Consider the following 21,529-nt stretch of genomic DNA (forward strand, 5'->3'; position numbering starts at 1 on the left):
ACTCAGGCGGGAACAGCGGCATAGACATCTACAGCGGGGGGGTGATGGGGTGGTGCATGGCGATCTAAGTTGTCCTCAATCACCGTCCGACCTTCTTGGATCATGTAGTCAAAAAAGGCCTGGGCCACCACAGATAGCTGTTTTCCGGCCGGATACACCACTTGCCAATGGCGTTGAATCGGGAAATGCTCCACATCTAGGATGGTAAATTGTCCAGAGTCTCCATCCAAGGCCAAGCAATGACGGGACATCACCGAAATTCCCAGGCCTCCCGCGATGGCTTGTTTAATGGCTTCACTACTGCCCAACTCCAGACGGACTTGAATTTCAATTCCATGCTCGGCAAATAACCGTTCAATGGCCTGGCGCGTTCCTGATCCTACCTCTCGCATGATAAAAGCCTCACCGTTGAGTTCTTGGATGGGGATATTTTGCCGGCCAGCCAAACGATGGGAACTGGGAGCCAAGACAACGAGGGGATTATCCAAAAAGTTATGCTGATCAACATCAATATTTTCCGGGGTGTGGCTGGGAATGTAGAGATCATCCAGATTATCCCGGAGACGTTCCACCACTTGCTCATGGTTGGTGACGATTAGGGAAACATCAACGCCCGGATAGCGATGACAGAAGGGACCTAACAGCCGGGGAATCACATATTTGGCAGTGGTGATCACAGACAGACGCAGATGCCCTTGCTTGAGACCTTTCAGATTTGCGATGGCCATGTCAAAGCGATCCAGCCGTTCAAAAATATCCTGACAAGTGGCGAGGAGTTCTTTACCGGCTTCGGTCAAATAAAGTCGTTTACCCACTTGCTCAAACAGGGTCAGCCCCACCGCCCGCGTGAGTTGTTTCATCTGAATGGATACAGTCGGCTGGGTTAAAAAAAGCTCTTCTGCAGCTCGGGTAAAACTGCCATGACGGGCGGTGACTTCAAAAACTTTCAGTTGGTGCAGGGTGGCTTGCTTCACACCTAAATTCTCCTTGGAAGAGATATATCACGACTTCACATAGACTAAATTCTATCAAACAAAAGGCTGCTATTTAGCTTTTCGAGTAAAAGTCGGCTCAGGGTCATACGGATATTACGGCTAGGCACACCTCAACCAAATAGTGCTGAAGGGATTTTGCGTTTGGGATTAAGAGTTGTTCAGAACAGTTTGTGTAGGATGATATGGTCATTCCAAGCCGGAGTGGGACACTGGGAATATATCAGGCGATCAATTCAAGCGTTGTGCCTATTCTCTCACTACCTGCATGAGCAACAGTCTAGATTTACGACAACGAGTTAGCTCCTATATTCAACAGAGGGAACTGGCGATACTTGCCTGACGGCTTCGCATAGTCGTTGATCTACCAGAAGATAGAGCAGGATTTTAACGCCCTTAAGTGAGCCAGAATGTACGCCGAATTAGAAACCCCGATTGATGAGATTATCCGAAACTGTTGTGCTGCCTAATGTCCCATTCTTTATCGAAATGACTATAAATAGCCTGAAAGATTTGTACATCATCCCTGCTAGAAATGCTAAAGTCTCTTGCTCAAGTAGTTGACATCCTCCCCGCCCTGTAGCGTGCGTGCGAAGTAGTGCCGGGCTTGTACCCAAGAATTTCTGGTCACTGAGAAGCTGCATGGGTTTGATCCAGGCTTAAAAATACCCGCCCAATCACCTCCTCAATGGGTGGATCCGTAATGGTCAGGTCACAAACATCCAGTTGAGCCAAAATTTTACTGACGGTTTCGGTGAGGTGTTCTCGGCGGACAATTAAGCGCACATCCCGTTCCTGAACCGCTTCAATATCCCCAAATTGTTGTAATTCACTGGCTGGGACAGATTGATTGAGTTCCAGCTTGACTTGGCGATAGGGGGAAAATTTATCTAAAAGGTCATCCAACTGCCCATCATAAATTAACTCACCCTGATGGATCAGCAAGACCCGTTCACAGAGGGCCGTAATGTCTGCCATGTAGTGACTGGTGAGGAGAATCGTGGCCTGGAAATGTTCGTTATAGGTTTTTAGGAAGGCGCGCACACTCATTTGGGCATTCACATCCAGGCCGAGGGTTGGCTCATCTAAAAATAGGATTTGGGGGCGATGGAGCAGGGCCGCCAAGAGTTCAGCTTTCATCCGTTCCCCCAAGGATAACTTCCGCACTGGCTGTCGGAGTTTGTCCCCTAAATCCAGCATTTCGGCCAGTTCACCAACCCGTTGCAGACATTCGCGCTCTGACAATTCATAGACCGCGGCATTAATTCGTAATGAGTCCCAGGCCGGGAGATCCCAAATTAACTGCTGTTTTTGCCCCATGACCAACGTAATTTGCTTCAGAAAACTGGGGCGGCGTTGATAGGGAATTTGTCCCGCCACAGTCAAATGTCCAGCGGTGGGATGAATCAGGCCCGTAAGCATCTTCAGGGTCGTGGTTTTGCCTGCACCATTGGGGCCCAAAAAACCCACCACTTCCCCCGGCCGGATCTCAAAACTGACATCTTGAACTGCTGGAATTTGCCGATATTTGCGCCGCCAAAAATGATCTAGAGTCCCCTTCAGACCCGAGGCTTTATCCGAGACTGTATAGACTTTAGACAAGGCCTGACATTGAATAATGGTCACGGTACACCTATGGCATTTGGTTTGGCATCTGGCCTTAAGAACAGCGAGTTATTTTTTGACAGAAAGGGAATTTAATAGGCCCTGGCAGGCATCTGTGAGTAAATCCAACACCAGTTCAAAGCCGTGCTTACCGCCATAGTAGGGGTCGGGAACCTCCTGAAGGTCCGAGGTTTGGCAATAGTCACACATCAATTTAATTTTGTCCTGATATTTTTGATGAGGATCAAGACGGCAAATATCCGCGAGGTTATCTTTATCCATTGCTAAAATCAAATCAAATTTCTCTAAATCTTCCGGGTGCAGTTGCCTGGCCTGGCTCTCCAGATGAATTCCCCTTTGTCTAGCCATCATCATCATCCGGGAGTCGGGGAGTTCGCCAATGTGATAGTTACTGGTACCCGCAGAGTCACAGAAAATCTCCTGACCTAAGCCTGCCTCCTGGACTAAATGCTTCATGATGCCTTCTGCAGCCGGGGAGCGACAAATATTACCCAGACAGACAAAGAGCAGTTTTTTCGTCATCAGAGCCTCCAATCAAGGGGAATTTCCCCGTTTATTGTCTCAAATTTGTTCACTCTCGATCCCCTCGACTCACTGCCAGGGCCTGGAACGAGATATTAAGGCGGCCGCTCACTGTTCAAGCTCAATGGCGGTTTTGCTGATCACAAGTCCTATGCAACCACTGCGGCTAAGACAAGTATCTCAGCACCAAACCTACTAAAGAATATAGCAAACAGTAATGATTTGTGAGATTGGGGTTATATTTATTTTTCATGAAAATTTTGATTTGAGTCTAGTCCCACTGAAGGGCTGCCCCTTGCCTAAGCCGGTGATAATCAATCATTCTCACAAATGAAGACAGACTGCTATATAATTTTTTAATAGCTGCTTTTGGCATAAGTAGTCATTACCTCATTTTCACTACCGTGTTTTGTATGACGTTAGTCTAGATGCTAAACATTCCGATTGTTATATTTGTTTTTAATCGACCTCAATCTACAAAAAGACTTATTGACTGTTTACGTTCTGTTAAACCTACTATATTATTTATAGTTGCAGACAAAGCCCGTTCTATCCATTCAAAAGAAATAGATCAATGTCAAAAAGTCCGAGCCATTATTGAAACTATTGATTGGCCCTGTGAAGTTGTCAAGAACTATGCTGATCATCACTTGGGGTGTGGTTATTGCATTTCAAAAGGAATCAATTGGGTGTTTACACAAGTTGAAGAAGCTATTTTCCTTGAGGATGATTGCTTGCCTGTGCCAAGTTTTTTCCAGTTCTGTTCAGAACTTTTAGGACGATATCGAGAGGATCATAGGGTTACTCAAATTTGTGGTACAAATCCACTAGGAGAATGGAAATCAAATGAACAGAGTTATTACTTTTCTCTTTATGGAAGTGCCTGGGGGTGGGCTACTTGGAAGCGGGCCTGGAAATATTATGACCATGGAATATCAGCATACTCACAATCAAATGTTCTGCAATCAATTGCTCAGTTAATTGACCATCCAGAAGAATTTCAGCATTTTCAAAAAGGGTGTGTGTTTGCTCTCCAGAATCTCAGCCATTGTTGGGATTATCAATGGTCATTTGCACAACTATCGCAGGGAGGATTATCAGTAGTTCCATCTCGAAATCTAGTTAAAAATGTTGGCATAAGTCTCGATTCTACAAACACAAAAAATCCAATACTTAAAGATTTTTTAGATGTTTATGATCTGGATTTTCCCTTAATTACACCATCGGAAGTTATTTTAGACAGAGAGTATAGTCACCAACATTACTTATTTTTTTCAGGTAAGCCAAGCTTAAACCATAGCATATCAATAATCAAAAGTTTTTTAAAAAAGGGAAGAATAGTGCAAGCATTAGTAATTACCCAAAAGCTTCTCAAAGAACATCCAAATAATCCTGATATTCTATTTTATAGAAGAGTTATATTAGCTCGATTAGGTAAACAAGAATCAAGCGAATATATAAATTCTATAAGTCAACAATGCACTAAGAGTTTTAATAATGAGTCCAATAGTTAGCTGTATTATTCCTACTTTTAATTCCGGCAGCTATCTAGATGAAGCGATTGAAAGTATTCTCAATCAAACCTGGCGGCCACTAGAAATTATTATCGCTGATGATAGCTCTACGGATAATACTCGAGAAATTGCTCTTAGTTACTCTGCGTCCATCAGCTTTTACTCACAACCTACCTCTGGACCGGCTGCTACTCGAAATTTAGGACTCAGCCATGCCCAGGGTGAATTTATCGCTTTTTTAGATGCGGATGACCTATGGCATCCTGAAAAACTAACTCGGCAGATGACTGCATTTTGTAATGACGCAGAGCTAAGTCTTTGTATTACTTATGTTGAGCGATTTTGGTCAGAGTCTTTAAATTGTGAGAAGATTTATTTTGCGAATCATTCACGCTCACAACCCATTCCCGGTTATGCAACTCCAAGTCTCTTGGCTAAACGCACAGCTTTTGAATTGATTGGTAACTTTGATACTAACTTATGGTTTACTGACGCAACCGAGTGGTTTATCCGGGCCAGAGTAGCTGGACTAAAGCTTGCTATTGTAACTGATGTCCTCACGTATCATCGAATGCATCAGAAAAATTTAACCCGGCGACATTCATTAGAGAGTAAACAGGAATTCCTCAAAATTGTTAAAACGAACTTAGATAATCAGAGAAAAATATGAAATCTATTACAAAACTTGCTGGTATTTTAAATGTTATTTTGCCAAAGCTAGATTATACGCTCTTCTTACAAACATGTTTACTAACAGGAGATGCTGGAGAAAAAGCATGGCAGGCCTGGAAACAGAAAAATCAGGAACCACTCATAGCAATTAAAAAGCAATCACAGCCCTACAAGAGACATTTGCCATTACTCTATTATGGGTTAATAAGAAATGAGATTAAAATCTCTAATACACTACAAACTGTCTTACGTACAGCAGTAATGCGTGAACAACTGAGAAATAAAACCTATGAAAGAATTTTATATCAAACCTTAGATGTTTTGCATAAAGTAAATATACGGCCATTCTTATTAAAGGGTTCTGTAACTGCATCAATTGCATATCCACATCCAAGCTTAAGACACTGTCATGATATTGATTTATTCATTCGATCTATGGAATGTAAACAAGCAATTATGGCTTTTAAACAAGCTAACTTAAGGTTGATTAGTTCAGATGTTCAACAGCTTGATATTGAGTTAAAACACCCATCGGGCCTTCCGGTCTTCATTCATCGTAACCTATTTGCTAACGCAGTCTATAACAGGGTACAAAATAAAATGTTAGTGGCTAGTAAGCCTCTATTAATCATGAACAAAGAAGTTAATAGTCTTAATTTTACAGATTTGTTGCTACATATATGTGGGCACGCAGCTACTTCATCTAGTTGTCAATCCCTAACATGGGTTTATGATGCATACTTTTTACTTCAGCAATTTCCTCAAATTGATTGGCAAAATTTACTGGATAATGCTAAGTCTGCCGGGTTTTCACTCCCACTTTGGGTAATGTTGCAATATTTACAACAGTCTTTCCAGTCCCCGGTTCCCGAAGCATTTTTATCTGAATTAGTAGAACAAGTTACATCCCCAACAGAAGAGATTTTCGTATTATTGAAAAACTCTACAGGACGGCATAAGAGCTTAAGATATTTATTAAAACTAACTCAAAATCATTATGAAAAATTCTGGCTTATTAAAGAACTTGGACCAATAGTATTAGCAAGAAAAATTAAGCATCTAATAAAATGATTTAAACAAGATAAAAATATAACTCTAACTTACCTCTATTTGGTGCAAACGTATAAAATTTTGAGCTATGATTTTCCATGTAAAAGTTTCTCTAACCCGAGCCAGTCCTTGACGGCCAAATTCGGCCCTTAAGTTTGGGTTGAGTAAGAGACAGCGAATTGCTTGGCTTATCGCTTCAACATTTTCAGCCTCAACTAAAAATCCCGTCACATTATCCACAATTGCGTCGGAAATACCTCCCTGATTACTCCCAATACATGGTTTCCCAGCTAATGCTGCTTCTAAAAAGACAATCCCAAAACCTTCCCATTCTTGATGCTTATGACTCTGGCTAGGCATAATAAAAATATCACAAGCTTTGTAAAGAGCCTGCTTCTCTAGTTCATCCACTTCTCCTAGGAAATAGACGTAATCTTCTAGGGAATAGACTTGACACAACTGTTGTAGGCGATTCTGATCTGGACCATTGCCTGCAATCCAATAGCCAAGATTAGGAAACTCAGCTGTCAAGGTTGCCATACTTGCTAGAACTAAATCTATACCTTTATGGGGAACCAGGCGAGCTACAGTTAGCAGAGTTAGTTGATTACAATGAGTTTTGATATTGAGTTGAGGTTGCCAAGAACAGATAGCTGTCGAGAAATTTTGTAGAACTAGATCGGGGTTAATACCCGGATTCACTACATTTATAGGAATTTCTGTTTGCATCACTTGAGTAACTAAGTGGGCAGTTCCCTGACTACAAGCGTAAATTGTCTTTGCCTGTTGAAAATCTGTCCTACGCCAGCGATCTACACTTAGATATTGGGGAGAGATTAACTCAGTGCCATAGGCAAAGATCGAGTAACGCAGGCCAACTTGACGTAAAGTCTGACACCAACAAGATGCAATAAGATTCCAAACACCAATAAATACTTCAATTTTTGCTAAATTTTCCCTTTTAAGAATTGACTGCAATTGTTGAGCATTGTACTTCTTTAATAGATAAATATATTGACCAGAATTAAGATTTTGGAATCTTTCTCGCTCTTGCTCCGACATTAATTCCCGGAGATATGGCAGTTGCTTACGTAGATAAGCCGAGCGTTGATCAGGTAGGGTCTCAACAGTTGTCCAAACTTCAACAGGATAATACTCAGCTATTTCTTGAAAAAGTTGATGGAGATACTCGGAAATTCCACCAACTAGAGGCTTGAAATCTGTGGTCAAGAGAATAAATGTTGTTGATTGTGACACAAGCTCTTACTTTGCTTAAGTATTAGTTTAGATTCACAATTTTTGAACTATTTCCAAGGGACTTCTTTAAGATCAGGCATCGGTGGATCCAGTGCCAGCATATCAGCCATATCTCGATAAATATTTAAGATCGGCGAGCGATAAGAGTCTCGAATAGTCTCTAATTGAGGCAGGCTAGATTGCGTAGTTAAATCTTGCTCTGATACTCTTACCAGGTTTTCTGAAATCAGTTGTTGACCTAGGTCTTGTAGATCATCTTCGATAGTATTTTGGGGGATGTTATAAGCCACACTGAGAGTCTGACTAATTTCCGATAAACTGTAACCCTGCTCTAACAAAACCCAAACGTCTGCACCAATTGCATCCATGCTATAGTAGACACCATCCGATAAATTAATAATAATCAACTCACCATCTAACACTTGTGCAGCTATTTCAGCTTGATTGGATTTAAGTTGTTTTAATAGAATCGACATTCTAGCCTTACTTGATTAGTTTCTTATATAAAATAACATGGTTTTTTAGATAACGATCAAAACTAAAATGATCGATGGCGTGCTGGCGGGCAAATTTACCCAGGCGGATCATTGTTTCAGGCTGTTGAAGTAAGTCTATTACGGCTTGGGCTAGAGCCTGGCTATTTTCTATTGGGACTAGAATTCCACTTTCTCGATTAACTATGACTTCGGGTAAACCACCTACAGCACTGGCAATAACTGGGCGAGCTAACAAGGCTGCTTCCAAGGCTACCAGGCCAAAGGCCTCACGCCGAGAGGGAACCAACACAATGGTTGCACTGTTCATTAAGTCAGGTATCTGTTCAGGGGCAACCCAACCTCTAAAAAAAACTCGTTCGGAGATTCCTAACTTTTGGGTCTGAGTGGCTAATTCTTTTCGTTTACTTCCATCTCCAACTAGCGTAAGACGACTAGTAGGGAAGATTTTTAAAACTCTAGCAAAGGCATTAATGGCCAGATCAAACCCTTTTTCTTGCTCTAAACGCCCAATACAAATGATGTGCGGCGGATTGCTGGGTAGGGGAGCGGGAACAATATCTGTTGGTTCTTTGCCATTATGAATGATAGATGTACGGGATTGAATCGTCGGACTTAAGCGAATAGCCTCATCTAAAGTTGCGGTAGAACAAGCGCAGATCCAGTCAGCACTATTGAGGGTTTGAATCGCAATACTTTCTGTTCCTGAACCCCATGTTGGCATCGATCCTTGAATGGTGAGGAGGGTTGGAACTGGGGCGGCTCTGACCGTGTGCCAATGAAATAAATCTATTGGTGAAATGCTACTCATGTGAACTAAATCAGGGGCCAGAGACTTTTTCAAATCATAAAGGTCTTGCCGGAGCTTAAAAATTAGCTCGGCATTACGGTCTCTTACCGCGTGCCAAAACCTAAATCGATATAAGGGAACTTCAAAAAATTTTTCTTTATCAGGTAGTGCCAACGTATCATGGGCTGTGACAACCGTGACCTCATGGCCGTTTCGTTGTAATCCTTTAACTAGCTGAGCACCCATAATTTGACCACCGGCGATATAAGGCCAAAAGTGGGCACTAAAAAAGAGAATTTTCATTTCTTAACTTTTTAATATTGCTTCATGAATACACTCAGGAACATCCACTGGATTTCCGCCTAAATTCAACCAATAAGCAGGTATATCTTTAATGAGTGCTGCCAATGTATTAAAGTCATGGCGATGCCAACTTGGATATAAAGTTAGGCAGTTAGGCAACATCTGCATCAGAGCTTGAGACTGCTTGGCCGGACAGAGGTAAGTGACGGATTCTTGACTCATCCGAGGCAAAATAATAACTCTAATCAGTGTGGACTTTATAGTAAGGGATTGAGGGATTTGAGATAGGATTATTAAGTTTTTTGACTCCTTTTGATCTCGATCGATCATGGCATAACCAATCAGATCTGGAAATTTATCTAAGCTATCTTGATTGAGCAGAATTGAGTTATAGAGGCTATGACCAAGATAAGTCTGATTATTGCTGACTTCCAGGCCAACTTGATCATCTCCTAAATAGGTAAATCCAGCCGTTAGACAGGCCAAGGCAGAGGTTGATTTTCCTGCACCACTTGGACCTGCAAGCAGGACTCCTTGATTATTTTTTGCGACCATCGCGGCGTGAATTACATTAATCCCCAAATCTCGATGCCAAAGTCTTAACAATTGTTCTAGAGGACGGGCTTGAGCACGAAATGAGAGAGCTTTGTTAGCACACAAGTATCCAATTAAGCGCGATTTATCCCGATCTAAAAGGGTAGTTAACCCTTGTTGTCGAGACAGGACATAACGATTGTTAGTGGAAATTTCGACGCTAGCTCCGAGGCTATCCGGTAGATTAATACGGGTATCCTCAGTTCTACTCATTAGAGAATGATCCCAAAGCAGGATTTCTAAGTCGGCAGTTTGATTTGTATCGGCTCCTAAAGTCAGGTGTTGCCAGACTGCTAACAATTTTTCATTCAACAAAGTCCCAACTACCCGCAGGCGTACAGGTCGTCCGGCTAAAACTATCGTAGTTTGATGATACTCCTCTACAGCAATTGTCCAGGCCTGGTTAAACCCTTCAATAATTGCTGTAGCCTCAATTGCACCGTTGAATTTTTTCACAGCTTAGACTTAGGGTTGAAATTTAGACCGACAAAGTTGACGATACAGTGCATCATAAGCCCAGACATAGCGTTCCCAACCAAAGATTTCTGCCGCCCTGGTTCTGGCTCGCTCTCCCATCATTTTTGCCTGGGGCAAATTACTAAGAAGAGTACAAATAGCTGTAGCCAAAGCCTGGGGATTATTTTTCTCGACAACAATACCTCCCTCACCATCCATAACAACTTCAGGTAGCCCCCCTACACGGCTGGCAATCACTGGTCTAGCCTGCATAGCTGCTTCTAGAGCAACTAACCCAAAAGCCTCTTCCCAGCGTGATGGCATCAACACTAAGGTAGAACGATTGATCAAGGCAGCCACATCCTCCGGTTTAATCCAGCCAAGAAACTCGACCCTATCTGTTAGCCCAAGCAGGGTAACTTGACGTTCTAGGGCCGGGCGTTGGGGGCCATCTCCAGCAATCATTAAACGAGTGTCGGGATGAGCTTTAATAACCTCTCTCAGCGCATAAATCACTAAATCAAATCCCTTTTCTGGAACCACTCGGCCCAAACAAAGGAGTTTTGGGGGAGTGGCAATCAGGGGTGTGGGTGCGAGTGGAGGTATTTTTAAGCCATTGTAAATAAGAGAAGAATTTTTGACCAGAGGCGGAAATAGCTGGTGTAATTCTGTCAAAATGGCCTGGGAATTAGCCGTAACCCAATGAGCAGATTCTAGGGCCTTATAGAGAAGCCTATCAGATGTCAAGGGTGTGCGCCCAAAAGAAATTTTGGCTGAAATTAGCGTGGGAATCGCTGGACTTGACGCAGTGGATAAATGAAAGAAAAGACTGGGGTCACTTAAGTTGATATGGATTAGATCAGGCTGGAATTGTTGCTTTAATGCGATCAACCGCTGTTTGATCGCAAAGATAGTAGCAATATCTCTAGTTTCCAGAGTCCTTAAAAAAGGGAATCTATGAATCGTGATCCCTTCCCATTCCTCTTGATTGGGTAAACTTAGACTTCCATGGGATGTAACAACTATAATGTTATACCCTAAGCACTTTATTTCTCTCAAAAAATGTGAACTGAGAACTTCAACGCCGCCAATATAAGGCCAGAATAACTGCGTCCAAAAAAGGATTTTGGGATTCATGAGCTTGAGCGCGTTGAGTATTCTCTATCATTAGGTTTTTCCTATTCTTGTCAAATATTTCTGGCAAGCGGTAATATGAACATCACTCAATTTAGGGCTGTAGAATTTACATTGTTCCTAAGATTAAGTTGTCCAATGATTAACAGGAGATAGGAGATTCCATGTGGGTATAGTACAACCACTTGCCTACATAACAATCAAGACGAGGTAACGCCTGAGCAAAATACCTAACAAACCTCCTACCGCTAGAGAATCGGTGAGACCAAAACTACTCTTCTCGTGCTGAAAACAGCTTGTATCCATAACTCATCACGGCTCCTGAAGAGATTTAGAATAAGACAACCCTGGCTCCAGGCCGGGTACTTTCTCAGATAGCCGGATACTCATGTCTATTACCTTGGCATTAGCACAGCTAAACCCAATTACTGGGGACTTGGAGGGGAACGCCCAAAAAATCCTAGCCGCCGCCCAGGCCAGTCAGCAACAGGGAGCCAATATTCTCATTACCTCAGAACTGGCCCTCTGTGGATATCCACCCCGAGACTTGCTGTTAGACCGCAGCTTCTGCCAGGCCTGTGAAAAAAACCTCCACACCCTGAGCCGAGAACTTCCCCCCAACCTCACTGCAATCATCGGCACTATTGCCCCCAACCCCGATGCCAATATTGGTGCAAAACCACTGTTAAATGTCGGCGTAGTCATTCAAAATCGTCAGATCATTGATCAATTTGCCAAACGCTTGCTCCCCACCTACGACGTATTTGATGAAGATCGCTACTTTGCCAGTGGCCACCAAGCCCATATCTTGACCTTCCAACAGGGAGAACAAACCATCCGCCTCGGCCTAACCATTTGTGAAGATATTTGGAACGATGAGGAATTTTTAGGGAAACGGCTTTATCCCACCAACCCCATAGCCGAGTTAGCCAGTGCCGAAGCCCAACTGATCATCAATCTTTCCGCCTCCCCCTTTACAGTGTCTAAACCTAGCTTTCGCCAGGCCCTGCTCGCGCATACGGTTCAGCGTTATGGTTGCCCTGTGATTTATGTCAATCAAGTCGGTGGCAATGACGATTTAATTTTTGATGGCCATAGTTTTGCCCTCAATCACCAGGCCCAGCTTGTGGCCCAGGCCCCCGGCTTTCAGACCAGTTTGGATTATGTTACTTGGTCAGAGGGAAAGCTATCAGGACGCAGTGAAATCTTAGCCAATTCCCTCGGGGATGACCATCAGCAAATTTGGGCCGCCCTGGTTTTAGGGATTCAAGACTATGCCGAAAAATGTGGCTTTAGGCAGGCTGTCATTGGTCTGAGTGGCGGGATTGACTCGGCTTTGGTGGCGGCTTTAGCAACGGCGGCATTGGGGCCGGAAAATGTCCTTGGTATTCTCATGCCCTCCCCCTACAGTTCTGATCATTCTCTGCGCGATGCCCGTCAACTGGTGACAAATTTAGGCATTGACCAACACACCATTCCGATTGCCAACCTGATGCAAGGATATGACCAGGCCTTGGAGGACTTATTTACTAATACTCAACCCGGAGTTGCGGAAGAAAACATTCAAGCCCGGATCCGCGGGAATTTATTGATGGCGGTGGCGAATAAGTTTGGTTACTTACTCATTTCTACGGGCAACAAATCCGAATTGGCTGTGGGCTACTGTACCCTCTATGGCGATATGAGTGGGGGCCTGGCCGCAATTGCCGATGTGCCGAAAACCCTGGTCTATGAACTGTGTCATTGGCTGAACCACCAGGCCCAGGCCGGATATACTGCCCCAAATTTTCCCTTTACGGCCCCTGAAGTAATTCCCCAAAATATCCTCATCAAGCCCCCCAGTGCGGAACTCAAACCTGGCCAACTGGATCAAGACTCTCTGCCAGCCTATGAGATTTTGGATGATATTCTCCAGCGGTTCATTGATCGCCATGAATCTACAGCGGAAATGATTGCAGCCGGCCATGATCCAGCAATTGTCACCCAAGTTCAGCAAATGGTCACGCGGGCCGAATTTAAGCGTCATCAAGCTGCCCCCGGCCTGAAAATTACCAGTCGCGCCTTTGGAACAGGCTGGCGGATGCCCATTGCTGCGAAACGTAAATTTGTGTCCTAAAAGCTTTCAGTGGAGGAGAAATTACTTTATGCCGAAAGCCACCAGCGACATTTACCAATTGAAGATCACGATCCGAGATAGTAAACCTCCCATTTGGCGGCGAGTTCAGGTGAAAAGTTCCATCACGCTACCTAAACTGCATCAACTTATTCAAGCCATCATGGCCTGGGAAGATTATCACCTGCATCACTTTATGGTTGGTGATCGCCGCAGTCGAGATGGGGGACACATTTATTTTTATCAGCCACCTGCTCTTTTTGATGATGATTTTTTGAAAGACGATGAACTGAACACCTTTTTAGATGAAGGCAAGTTCAAGTTAAACCAGTTACTCAAAGCCGAAAAAGAAACGATTATTTATGAATATGATTTTGGGGATAGTTGGGAACATTTGATAACGCTTGAAAAAATTCTGCCCCCGGCTCCCATGCCTCATCCCATCTGTATTAAAGCCGTGCGGGCCTGTCCTCCAGAAGATTGCGGTGGCATTTGGGGTTATATGGGGATGCTAGAGGTTCTGAAGGATACCAATCACCCGGAACATAAGGATATTGTCGAATGGTTAGGGGGGCCTGGTTTTGATCCGGTTTTTGTGGATTTAGCGGCCATTAACTCAGCCCTCAAAAGCATTAAGACCTAATTTAGTTTAATCTCCAGTCCAAAGAGTTTTGCCGCATTCTGAGTTGTTTGTTGCCCCAATTCCATCACCGAGATATTCCGTAACTCCGCAACCTGCTGGGCGACATATTGAACATAGCTGGGTTCGTTGCGTTTTTCACCGCGTTTAGGAACAGGGGCTAAGAAGGGACAATCGGTTTCAATTAAGAGGCGATCTTCCGATACCATTTGGGCTGAGGCTTTGATGCTGTGGGCATTTTTGAACGTGACTGTGCCGCTGAAACTGATATAAAAGCCTAAATCTAAGAACCACTGAGTTTCTTCTGGTGTGCCGCCCCAGCAATGCATTACCCCCTTAACGGCCCCTTGGGTTTGCCAGAATTTTTCCAGAAGTGAGCGCATTTGAGCGGCTGCATCCCGACAGTGAATGATCACCGGTAAGTTCAGGGCCTGGGCAATTTCCAACTGGCTCCAAAAGGCCTGGGTTTGCCGCTCCACATTATCAGCCTTGAAAAAATCCAGGCCGATCTCGCCAATGGCCACCACTTTGGGATCGGAACTAGCTAACTCTTGAATTTGGGCTTGATAGTCTGGTTGCCACTGATCCGCATCAAGGGGATGGAGTCCCACCGCAAAATGAACTTCGGGAAACTGGTGGGCAATGGCCTGGATTGCGGCAAATTCACTCGGTTCGACACAGGAATGGACTAAAGCAACAACTCCCGCATCTCGCCAGCGTTGAGCAATTTCCGCTAAATCAGGAGTAAACGCGTCAAAATTCAGGTGAACATGGGTATCAACCAATGGCGGTAACATCCCAGGCCCTCCTGAATCTAATCAACAAAACTGAATCTTAAGCAGTGGTTGTGGCTTTGCTGAGAATCCGGGCTAAACGAGCTTTTTTCCGGGCTCCAGTATTCTGATGCAACACGCCCCGTTTAACCGCCTTATCAATTTTGCTGTAGGCGATGGACATTTTTGCTTGAACCGTGGCAAGGGCTTCTGGGGTGGGTTCGCTAGTATAGGTTTGGACGGCCTGGAGGTACTGTTTGGTCATGGTTTTGACAACTGACTTATAGGCCTTATTTTCCAGGCGGTTGCGCTCGGCAATTTCGACACGCTTGATGGCAGATTTGATATTAGCCACGGTAAGACTCTTTTATCCCAAGTTCTATAGACGGATATTGATCATAACAGATTGCCTGCCTGGATCAAACTTCTGCATCAGGATTCGTCAGGGGCCGGGCCTGGGAAAAGGCTGGATAACTGGCCACCACGGCAATCATCAACCACCAGAGGGTCGCGACTTCCGGGCGGTACCAAATCGTATCCACCAGGCCATGGGTCAACATCCCCAACATGGTTGCCAGGGCCGCCATTAACCAAAAACCATCAGGATGACGCATCTCCCGCAGATGATTGAGGGTCTGCCAGCCCCGGGTCAAGGTTGTCAGCAAAAACCAGACAAATGCCGCAAACCCAATCGCCCCCGCTTCCACCAGGAGTTCCAAGAAAATGGAGTACGCGCTCAGAGCCGTAAACCCAGGCCGTTGGTAGAGGGGATAAACTTTGTTAAAGGCCTCATTTCCCGGGCCAATCCCCAAAATTGGGCGGTCGCGGATCATTTCCTGGACAGCGGCCCAAACATTGATCCGGAAATTGTTACTGCTATCACTGCGCTCGGCAAAAATACTTAAGACCCGCCCCCGAATTGCTGGGACAAGAATTATTGCAGCTACCACCAACACCGCCAGGCCCCCCAGTAACGCCGGAAAAGCCCAAAATTGCCAAATCCGAGGCAGGCGGGGTAACAACCAGTAGAGCAACAACAGAGAGAGGGTGCTCAAACTAACCACTAGGCCCAGCCAACCACCGCGACTAAAGGTAAAAATCAAACTACTGGTATTTAGCCCCAACATCACCCCCCCCAAGAGCTTTGGCAGCCAGCCCCGCCAAGCAAAGACCGCCGCTAAACTGAGGGGAATAGCTGGTAATAAATACCCGGCGAGGAGATTAGGATTGCCCAGATAGCTATACACCCGCGTGGTGTTGGCCAGTTCAGATTGGGGGTCTGTCCAAGTGGCTAAGGCATCGGCCCCGAAAATCCATTGCCTCACCCCATAAATACTGACAACCAACGCAGTTAAGAGATAGATCGTGATCAACCCCGACCGCCATTTGGGAGAGCGCATCACCCGTTCGGCTAAGGCAAAAAAGCCCATGTAGAGACTCAGTTTAATCAGTCCTTGAAAAGCAGCGGCTTTAACGGGGGAAAAGGCTGTGGCCACAACGGCAATAGACCAGTAGAGAGCCACCAAGGCATGAATCGGGGTAAAGCGGTTTTCCGGTGCAGTGCTGACTGTCCACAGCCCCCAAAACAGCACCCCGGCCAAGAGGACAACACCGATCATCCCACTGGGGACAAAGGGGGCCAGAATTAAAATCAGGCCGGCCAGTGCCCCCCCTAATCCCTGCACCCAGGGCCATAAAATACTCCCCCGCTGCCAGGCCTGGATCAGTCCTATCCACTGCCCCAAGAGACTTTTTTGCCGCCACTGTGACCAGGGAATTGTACTGAGGGTAATCTGCTGCCAGAGGGTCATGGGTGGCTTACCGTTTGGAGATCAATCAAGATTAAATATAGGGCACAGTAGTCAGTCTATCGGGTCAGTCGGTCTTCTTGAGCGAGGCCTGGTAAAATCTCGGTGATTGCTCCGGGTTTTATCCTTAAAATTAGCTCACCCTTCCTCACCATCCCCAAGCATTCATGCACGCCCTTGAGCCACAATCTTTAGATCGGGATATTCCCCCAACTGGCCTGGCCCTTTTTGGCATGAGTGCCGATCCACCCACGCAGGCCCACCAAGAGATCATGCAGTGGTTAGCTCCCCAATTTCAACGGGTCATTGTTTGGGCGGCAGATAATCCCTTTAAGACGGAACAAACATCCCTCCATCATCGCCAGGCCATGCTCGGACTGTTGGTGGGAGAACTCCAAAGCACCTATGGGCAAATTCAACACCAGCCGGCCCTGAGTTATCCCTATACCCTGCACTCTGTTCAAGCCGCTCATCGCTACTGGCCCCAAAGCCAGTTTACCTTGGTTGTGGGTAGTGATATTCTCCCGAAATTGGGGCAATGGCATCAGGTGGAATTGTTATTTCAATTAGTGGATTTTCTCGTCTTGGCCCGGCCGGGTGCTCCCCTGGATACCAGTTTGATTAACTCTCTGACTGTTCGGGGGGGACGATTTCAACTCGGAGCCTTTACGGGGCCGGACATTTCCTCAACGGTCTCCCGCCAAGCGGCCCAACCGGAGAATCTCTTACCGGTGATTGCCCAATATGTGTCTCAGCATGGCCTCTATCAAGCTTCCCTGACAGCCCCAGCCAACGCGCCCAGAACTCAACCTCCAGCAACCCATTTCCCCACGAGTGACAAAGCTGAATTTACAGTTGGGGTCGATAATGTGGTTTTTGCGGTGGATAGTCAGGCTAATCGGCTCTTAGTCCTTCTCAGTCAACGACAGCAAGCTCCTTATCAGGGGTGGTATGGTTTACCGGGAACCTTAGTCCGGGCAGGGGAGGGCCTGGAAGCGGCGGCCTATCGGGTCTTGGCGGAGAAGCTGGCCTTGAGAACCCTCTATTTGGAACAGCTTTATACCTTTGATGGCCTGGGGAAACGCCAGCCTTTTGCCCGATCCCAGGCCGAGGGTGAACCGATCAACGCAGTCAAAACCCCAGAGAGCGTTCGCTCTGGAATTCGCTATCTTTCCGTCAGTTACTTTGCCTTGATTCCCTATGGGGCAGCCGCCTTAATGGTTTCAGCAGAAGCGGGTGGGGCCTGGTTTCCAGTCCATGAAGTCCCTCCCTTGGCCTTTGATCATGCCGATATTCTCGCCTATGGGCATCGTCGCCTCAAAAATAAGCTGGAATATAGCCCGGTTGCCTTTGATGTCCTGCCACCAAAATTTACCCTGAATGAGGTTTATCAGTTCTACAGCACTGTACTGGGGGAAAACTTTGCCGACTATTCCAACTTTCGCAGTCGTTTACTCAAACTCGGCATCCTCCAAGATACTGGCGAAAAAGTCATTCGAGCCGCCGGCCGGCCAGCCAGTTTATATCGATTTGACCCCATCGCCTTTGCCCCGCTCCAAGAGACACCGTTAGTTTTTGTCTAGTTTTCAACCTCGGCCGACCCTAACTAAAATCCCGGCGGCGTTGGAGGATCGGGATCAGGATTAACATCCCAACAATCACAAATCCTTGATAGAGCCAATGGCGCCCCACATCCACGGCAAACATATGCCCCTGTTTTTTATTGATTTGATTAATTAATTCCTCAGCCCCATTGATGGCTTTGCTGCGTTGTTTTTGCCAAGTTGTGTAATCGTCCTGCCAGGTGTCCATTTGTTCCTGATAGGTTTTGAGATCGTCACTATAGGATTTTAGCTCCGTTGGATTACTGGGTGGGTCTCCGGGGCTTTTGGGCTTAGGCGGCTCGGCTTGATCCACGGCACTGTTGTATTGCTTTTGGATGCCCGGAAAATTACACTGTCGAAAAATACTTTCTCCAAAGCAAGCACAGTCCTTTTCCTGGGCCTCGGTTAAGTTGTCTCGCTCCTCACTGGTTTTTTGCCAGCAGGCATCCTTAGCCACGTCCCGCCCCAGGCCACTGAGACTGACTAAGGTTTCATAGGGCCATTTCAAGACGGTGACGCGGTTCAAAACTTGCCCAACTGGCCCCAAGGAAGATAGGGGTTGGATGCCGCCACTAAAGATGATTTGCGGAACCAAGAAAAATAATAAAATCAGCGGCACAATGTTTTGATTCGGAGCCACCGCCGAAACCAGTAGCCCCATGATCATCCCGCCAAAGATGGCCAAGACGATGGTGATATAAATCTGGAAGGTAATATCCCATCCCCCCGGTATATTAACTGCAAGCTTAGTGACCAAAAGATAGGTCGCGGCCTGGTAAATTGCTAAAATCAGGGCCACAGCCACTTTAGAGAAAATATAGGGGAGCATTTGGAGCCCCGTCATTCGCTCCCGGCGGTAAATTTCAATCTCTCGCACCAAGTCCCGCATCGTCGTCATGGAACCAATCATGACGGCAACTAAGGCGGTGGCAAAGAGCATCGTTAAGGCTTCATCAGCACTTCCCTGGGCTGAGTCGAAGATATCTCGTCCCCAGGTAATAAAATCCAAGAGGGCCAGGACTGGGGCAATCAAGAGGGTCAGCAGGAGATGGGTGCGATCTTGGCGAAGAATCGTCAAATTTCGCTGGCTCAGAACTAAAAATTGTTGCCAGGGGGATACTCGCCGCTGCTTTTTCTTCGGGCTACGGATCGTTGTTTTGGTGTTAGTTTTGGGAATTTGGCTCAGAAAGGTTTGGCGATTGGCAATAAAGGTTTGACAGAGAGAGGATTGCTGATAACGATTGGCCAATTCCGTCGCGGTGGGCGCGTTAGGATTTTTCTCTCTATCTAAGGCGCGATAGAGATCGGCAAAATCTCGCAGGGGGACTCCTTGTAAGCGATCCCGAAAGGTTTCCCGAAAATAGGGCAGCATTCGCTCCGGTGGACCAAAATAGGCCAGATAGCCCCCAGCCGCCATATAAATCACGAGGTCACATTCGCGGATATTTTGGGTGGCATGGGAAATAATTAAAATGATTCGTCCTTGATCCGCCAGTTGCCGGAGCAATTGCATCATGTCCGCTTCCGTGCCTGGATCCAAGCCCGATGTCACTTCATCCAGGAAAAATAAACTGGGTTGGGTCAGTAATTCAGCCCCCATACAGGCCCGTCGTTGTTGACCGCCACTGAGTTGCCGAATGGGGACATCGGCCCGATGGGATAGCCCTAACTCTCCTAAAACGACCTGAATCCGCTTTTTCCGTTCAGTGGAAGTTGTATCGGGAGGCATGCGGAGTTGGGCTGCATAGTCAAGGGCCTGGAAGAGGGTTAATTCTTCGTGGATAATGTTTTTCTGAGGCACGTAGCCAAGTTGCGTTTTGTAAGCATCATAGTTCTGATATAAATCAGTCCCATTAATCATTACAGAGCCATTGGTGGCTGGGCGCAAACCATTCAGGGCATCCAGGAGAGTTGACTTACCACTACCACTGGGGCCAAGAATAGCAACAAACTCTCGCGGTAGAATTGACAGGGGAATGTCATTTAAAATCCGCTTGCCATCCCCAATGACCTTGCTTAAGCCCACTACATCCAAACGCAAATGTCCGGCTTCGACATACTGGGTTAACGTCTCATCAATGTTGAGAATTAGTCGATCACTACCGATCCGGATGACATCACCGACCCGTAAACTCGTTACTTCAGTAATCGCTTTGCCGTTAACAAATGTTCCGTTACAGGACTCTAAATCTGTGAGGACTAAACTCCCCTGTTGACGGTCAATCTTGGCGTGGAACCGAGAGACACTGGGATGCTCAATAACAAGATCATTGCTACTATCGCGGCCAATACTCAGGGTGTTCAGTCTGGATAAGGCGACTGTTTTCATCGGCGTGGTCAGATCCACCTCTTCGGGTAGTCCGACTTCCGTTGCCACTGGAATATTCTGATCCCCAGTCAACGCCATCTGAGTTGCAGCGAGGCGATCTAGCCAAACTCGTTCGCGTTTAATCTGTTCTGGAAGTTTTAAGCCTTCGTAGGTGAGGGTAGCGGCCGGGCCAAGATTGATCGTTTCCCCCTTACGCAATTGCCACTCTGTGACGGGTTGTCCCCCTGACATCAGTCCCTGGGGAGCGTCTCCTAAGTAAGTAATTAAGCAGTGCTCACTCTGTTCTTGAAGCCGGATGTGGACTGGGGCAATCCCAATCGTATCCACCAAAATATCAACTGAACTATGGGAGCCTAGCAAAACCATCGGCATTTCTAAAATAAATTCCTGTGCCCAGGCCTCGGTTCTGACTAAAACTGATGGCACTCGACTAGCCCGCGGTTGGCTTTGCTCAGGCCGTTCTAAGGAAAACCGCAGCACCGAATCGCCAATTTGAATTAAGTCTCCATCATTGAGGGACTCGCTGGTGTGAGGAGATAAGGGCCGATAATTGATCCGCGTGCCGCTGGTACTCCCAAGGTCAGTAATACTAAAGCCCCCGTTGTGCCACTCAATCCGGGCGTGTTGGCGTGATACAGATCGATCCGCAAGGATAATGGTATTTTCGGGAGTTCGGCCAATGGTGAGCGTATCTTGGGCAATGGGAAAACCGTAATCGGGAGCACTTTTTAGAATCGTTAACCAGGCCGGGGATGCTTTCACAACAAAGAGTCCTTATTGATAAAATTCCTGAAATGTTTATCGGTGAAGCTGCAACAAGCTGATATTCTCTCCAGGGCAAGCCAGATATGCAATTGA

18 protein-coding genes and 1 pseudogene are annotated in these 21,529 nt (G+C 46.0%); 7 read left to right on the forward strand and 12 right to left on the reverse strand.

The genetic code is table 11. From position 1 onward, the window contains the following. Positions 1-2: 2 nt before the first annotated feature. The 3 genes from RIF25_RS15525 to RIF25_RS15535 all read right to left on the reverse strand — a co-directional run bounded on the left by RIF25_RS15525 (position 3) and on the right by RIF25_RS15535 (position 3,140). Positions 3-974, reverse strand: a complete 972-nt coding sequence (locus RIF25_RS15525; RefSeq protein ID WP_322879432.1) for a LysR family transcriptional regulator — start codon at positions 972-974, stop codon at positions 3-5. Between the two features lie 645 nt (positions 975-1,619). Further along, a complete protein-coding gene (locus RIF25_RS15530; protein ID WP_322879433.1) occupies positions 1,620-2,618 on the reverse strand; it encodes an ABC transporter ATP-binding protein in 999 nt (332 codons plus the stop codon). Positions 2,619-2,666: 48 nt separating this feature from the next. Continuing rightward, entirely contained in the window at positions 2,667-3,140 is a 474-nt protein-coding gene (locus RIF25_RS15535; RefSeq protein ID WP_322879434.1) for a low molecular weight protein-tyrosine-phosphatase, read from the reverse strand. Positions 3,141-3,568: 428 nt separating this feature from the next. On the opposite strand from RIF25_RS15535, the gene RIF25_RS15540 reads away from it, so the two are divergent. The 3 genes from RIF25_RS15540 to RIF25_RS15550 are packed head-to-tail and all read left to right on the forward strand — an operon-like array spanning position 3,569 to position 6,397. Continuing rightward, complete coding sequence (locus RIF25_RS15540; protein WP_322879435.1) at positions 3,569-4,654, forward strand: hypothetical protein; 1,086 nt, start codon at positions 3,569-3,571, stop codon at positions 4,652-4,654. Beyond that, a complete protein-coding gene (locus RIF25_RS15545) occupies positions 4,638-5,324 on the forward strand; it encodes a glycosyltransferase family 2 protein (protein WP_322879436.1) in 687 nt (228 codons plus the stop codon). The genes RIF25_RS15540 and RIF25_RS15545 overlap by 17 nt, the downstream gene beginning before the upstream one ends. Further along, complete coding sequence (locus RIF25_RS15550; RefSeq protein WP_322879437.1) at positions 5,321-6,397, forward strand: nucleotidyltransferase family protein; 1,077 nt, start codon at positions 5,321-5,323, stop codon at positions 6,395-6,397. The genes RIF25_RS15545 and RIF25_RS15550 overlap by 4 nt, the downstream gene beginning before the upstream one ends. Before the next feature lie 24 nt (positions 6,398-6,421). Here RIF25_RS15550 and RIF25_RS15555 read toward each other — a convergent pair whose 3' ends face one another. Genes RIF25_RS15555 through RIF25_RS15575 form a run of 5 tightly spaced genes read right to left on the reverse strand, consistent with a single transcriptional unit; the run spans position 6,422 to position 11,407 of the window. Further along, entirely contained in the window at positions 6,422-7,633 is a 1,212-nt protein-coding gene (locus tag RIF25_RS15555; RefSeq protein WP_322879438.1) for a glycosyltransferase family 4 protein, read from the reverse strand. Positions 7,634-7,680: 47 nt separating this feature from the next. After that, positions 7,681-8,109, reverse strand: coding sequence for a PqqD family protein (locus tag RIF25_RS15560; protein WP_322879439.1), 429 nt, complete (start codon positions 8,107-8,109; stop codon positions 7,681-7,683). A gap of 7 nt (positions 8,110-8,116) precedes the next feature. Next, the gene (locus RIF25_RS15565; RefSeq protein WP_322879440.1) at positions 8,117-9,220 is read right to left on the reverse strand and encodes a glycosyltransferase family 4 protein; all 1,104 of its coding nucleotides are present in this window, start codon (positions 9,218-9,220) and stop codon (positions 8,117-8,119) included. A gap of 3 nt (positions 9,221-9,223) precedes the next feature. Then, positions 9,224-10,270 (reverse strand): hypothetical protein, encoded by a 1,047-nt coding sequence (locus RIF25_RS15570; RefSeq protein WP_322879441.1) that lies wholly within the window; start codon positions 10,268-10,270, stop codon positions 9,224-9,226. Positions 10,271-10,279: 9 nt separating this feature from the next. Continuing rightward, positions 10,280-11,407: a glycosyltransferase family 4 protein gene (locus RIF25_RS15575; protein ID WP_322879442.1), complete on the reverse strand. Its 1,128-nt coding sequence runs from the start codon at positions 11,405-11,407 to the stop codon at positions 10,280-10,282. Positions 11,408-11,792: 385 nt separating this feature from the next. Here RIF25_RS15575 and RIF25_RS15580 point away from each other — a divergent pair, with 385 nt between their 5' ends. Together RIF25_RS15580 and RIF25_RS15585 are read left to right on the forward strand one after the other, a co-directional pair. Beyond that, positions 11,793-13,520, forward strand: a complete 1,728-nt coding sequence (locus RIF25_RS15580) for an NAD+ synthase (protein WP_322879443.1) — start codon at positions 11,793-11,795, stop codon at positions 13,518-13,520. A gap of 28 nt (positions 13,521-13,548) precedes the next feature. Further along, a complete protein-coding gene (locus tag RIF25_RS15585; protein ID WP_322879444.1) occupies positions 13,549-14,160 on the forward strand; it encodes a plasmid pRiA4b ORF-3 family protein in 612 nt (203 codons plus the stop codon). On the opposite strand, the gene RIF25_RS15590 is transcribed toward RIF25_RS15585, so the two are convergent. The 3 genes from RIF25_RS15590 to RIF25_RS15600 form a co-directional block, all read right to left on the reverse strand. Next, a complete protein-coding gene (locus RIF25_RS15590; protein WP_322879445.1) occupies positions 14,157-14,954 on the reverse strand; it encodes a TatD family hydrolase in 798 nt (265 codons plus the stop codon). The two genes, RIF25_RS15585 and RIF25_RS15590, sit on opposite strands and share 4 nt — an antisense overlap. Positions 14,955-14,991: 37 nt before the next feature. After that, positions 14,992-15,285, reverse strand: a complete 294-nt coding sequence (gene rpsT, locus RIF25_RS15595; protein WP_322879446.1) for a 30S ribosomal protein S20 — start codon at positions 15,283-15,285, stop codon at positions 14,992-14,994. 64 nt (positions 15,286-15,349) lie between these two features. Continuing rightward, entirely contained in the window at positions 15,350-16,741 is a 1,392-nt protein-coding gene (locus RIF25_RS15600) for an IctB family putative bicarbonate transporter (protein ID WP_322879447.1), read from the reverse strand. A gap of 164 nt (positions 16,742-16,905) precedes the next feature. Here RIF25_RS15600 and RIF25_RS17430 point away from each other — a divergent pair. Next, positions 16,906-17,499 (forward strand): annotated as a pseudogene (locus tag RIF25_RS17430) (nicotinate-nucleotide adenylyltransferase); the annotation flags it as partial. Between the two features lie 15 nt (positions 17,500-17,514). Then, a complete protein-coding gene (locus tag RIF25_RS17435; RefSeq protein WP_407682458.1) occupies positions 17,515-18,321 on the forward strand; it encodes an NUDIX hydrolase in 807 nt (268 codons plus the stop codon). A 19-nt stretch (positions 18,322-18,340) separates the two neighbouring features. Here RIF25_RS17435 and RIF25_RS15610 read toward each other — a convergent pair whose 3' ends face one another. Beyond that, positions 18,341-21,433 carry an FHA domain-containing protein gene (locus RIF25_RS15610; RefSeq protein WP_322879449.1) on the reverse strand — a complete coding sequence of 1,031 codons (3,093 nt, stop codon included), beginning with the start codon at positions 21,431-21,433 and terminating at the stop codon, positions 18,341-18,343. Positions 21,434-21,529: the final 96 nt, after the last annotated feature.

It is taken from the genome of Pseudocalidococcus azoricus BACA0444 (assembly GCF_031729055.1).
Taxonomy (GTDB): domain Bacteria; phylum Cyanobacteriota; class Cyanobacteriia; order Thermosynechococcales; family Thermosynechococcaceae; genus Pseudocalidococcus; species Pseudocalidococcus azoricus.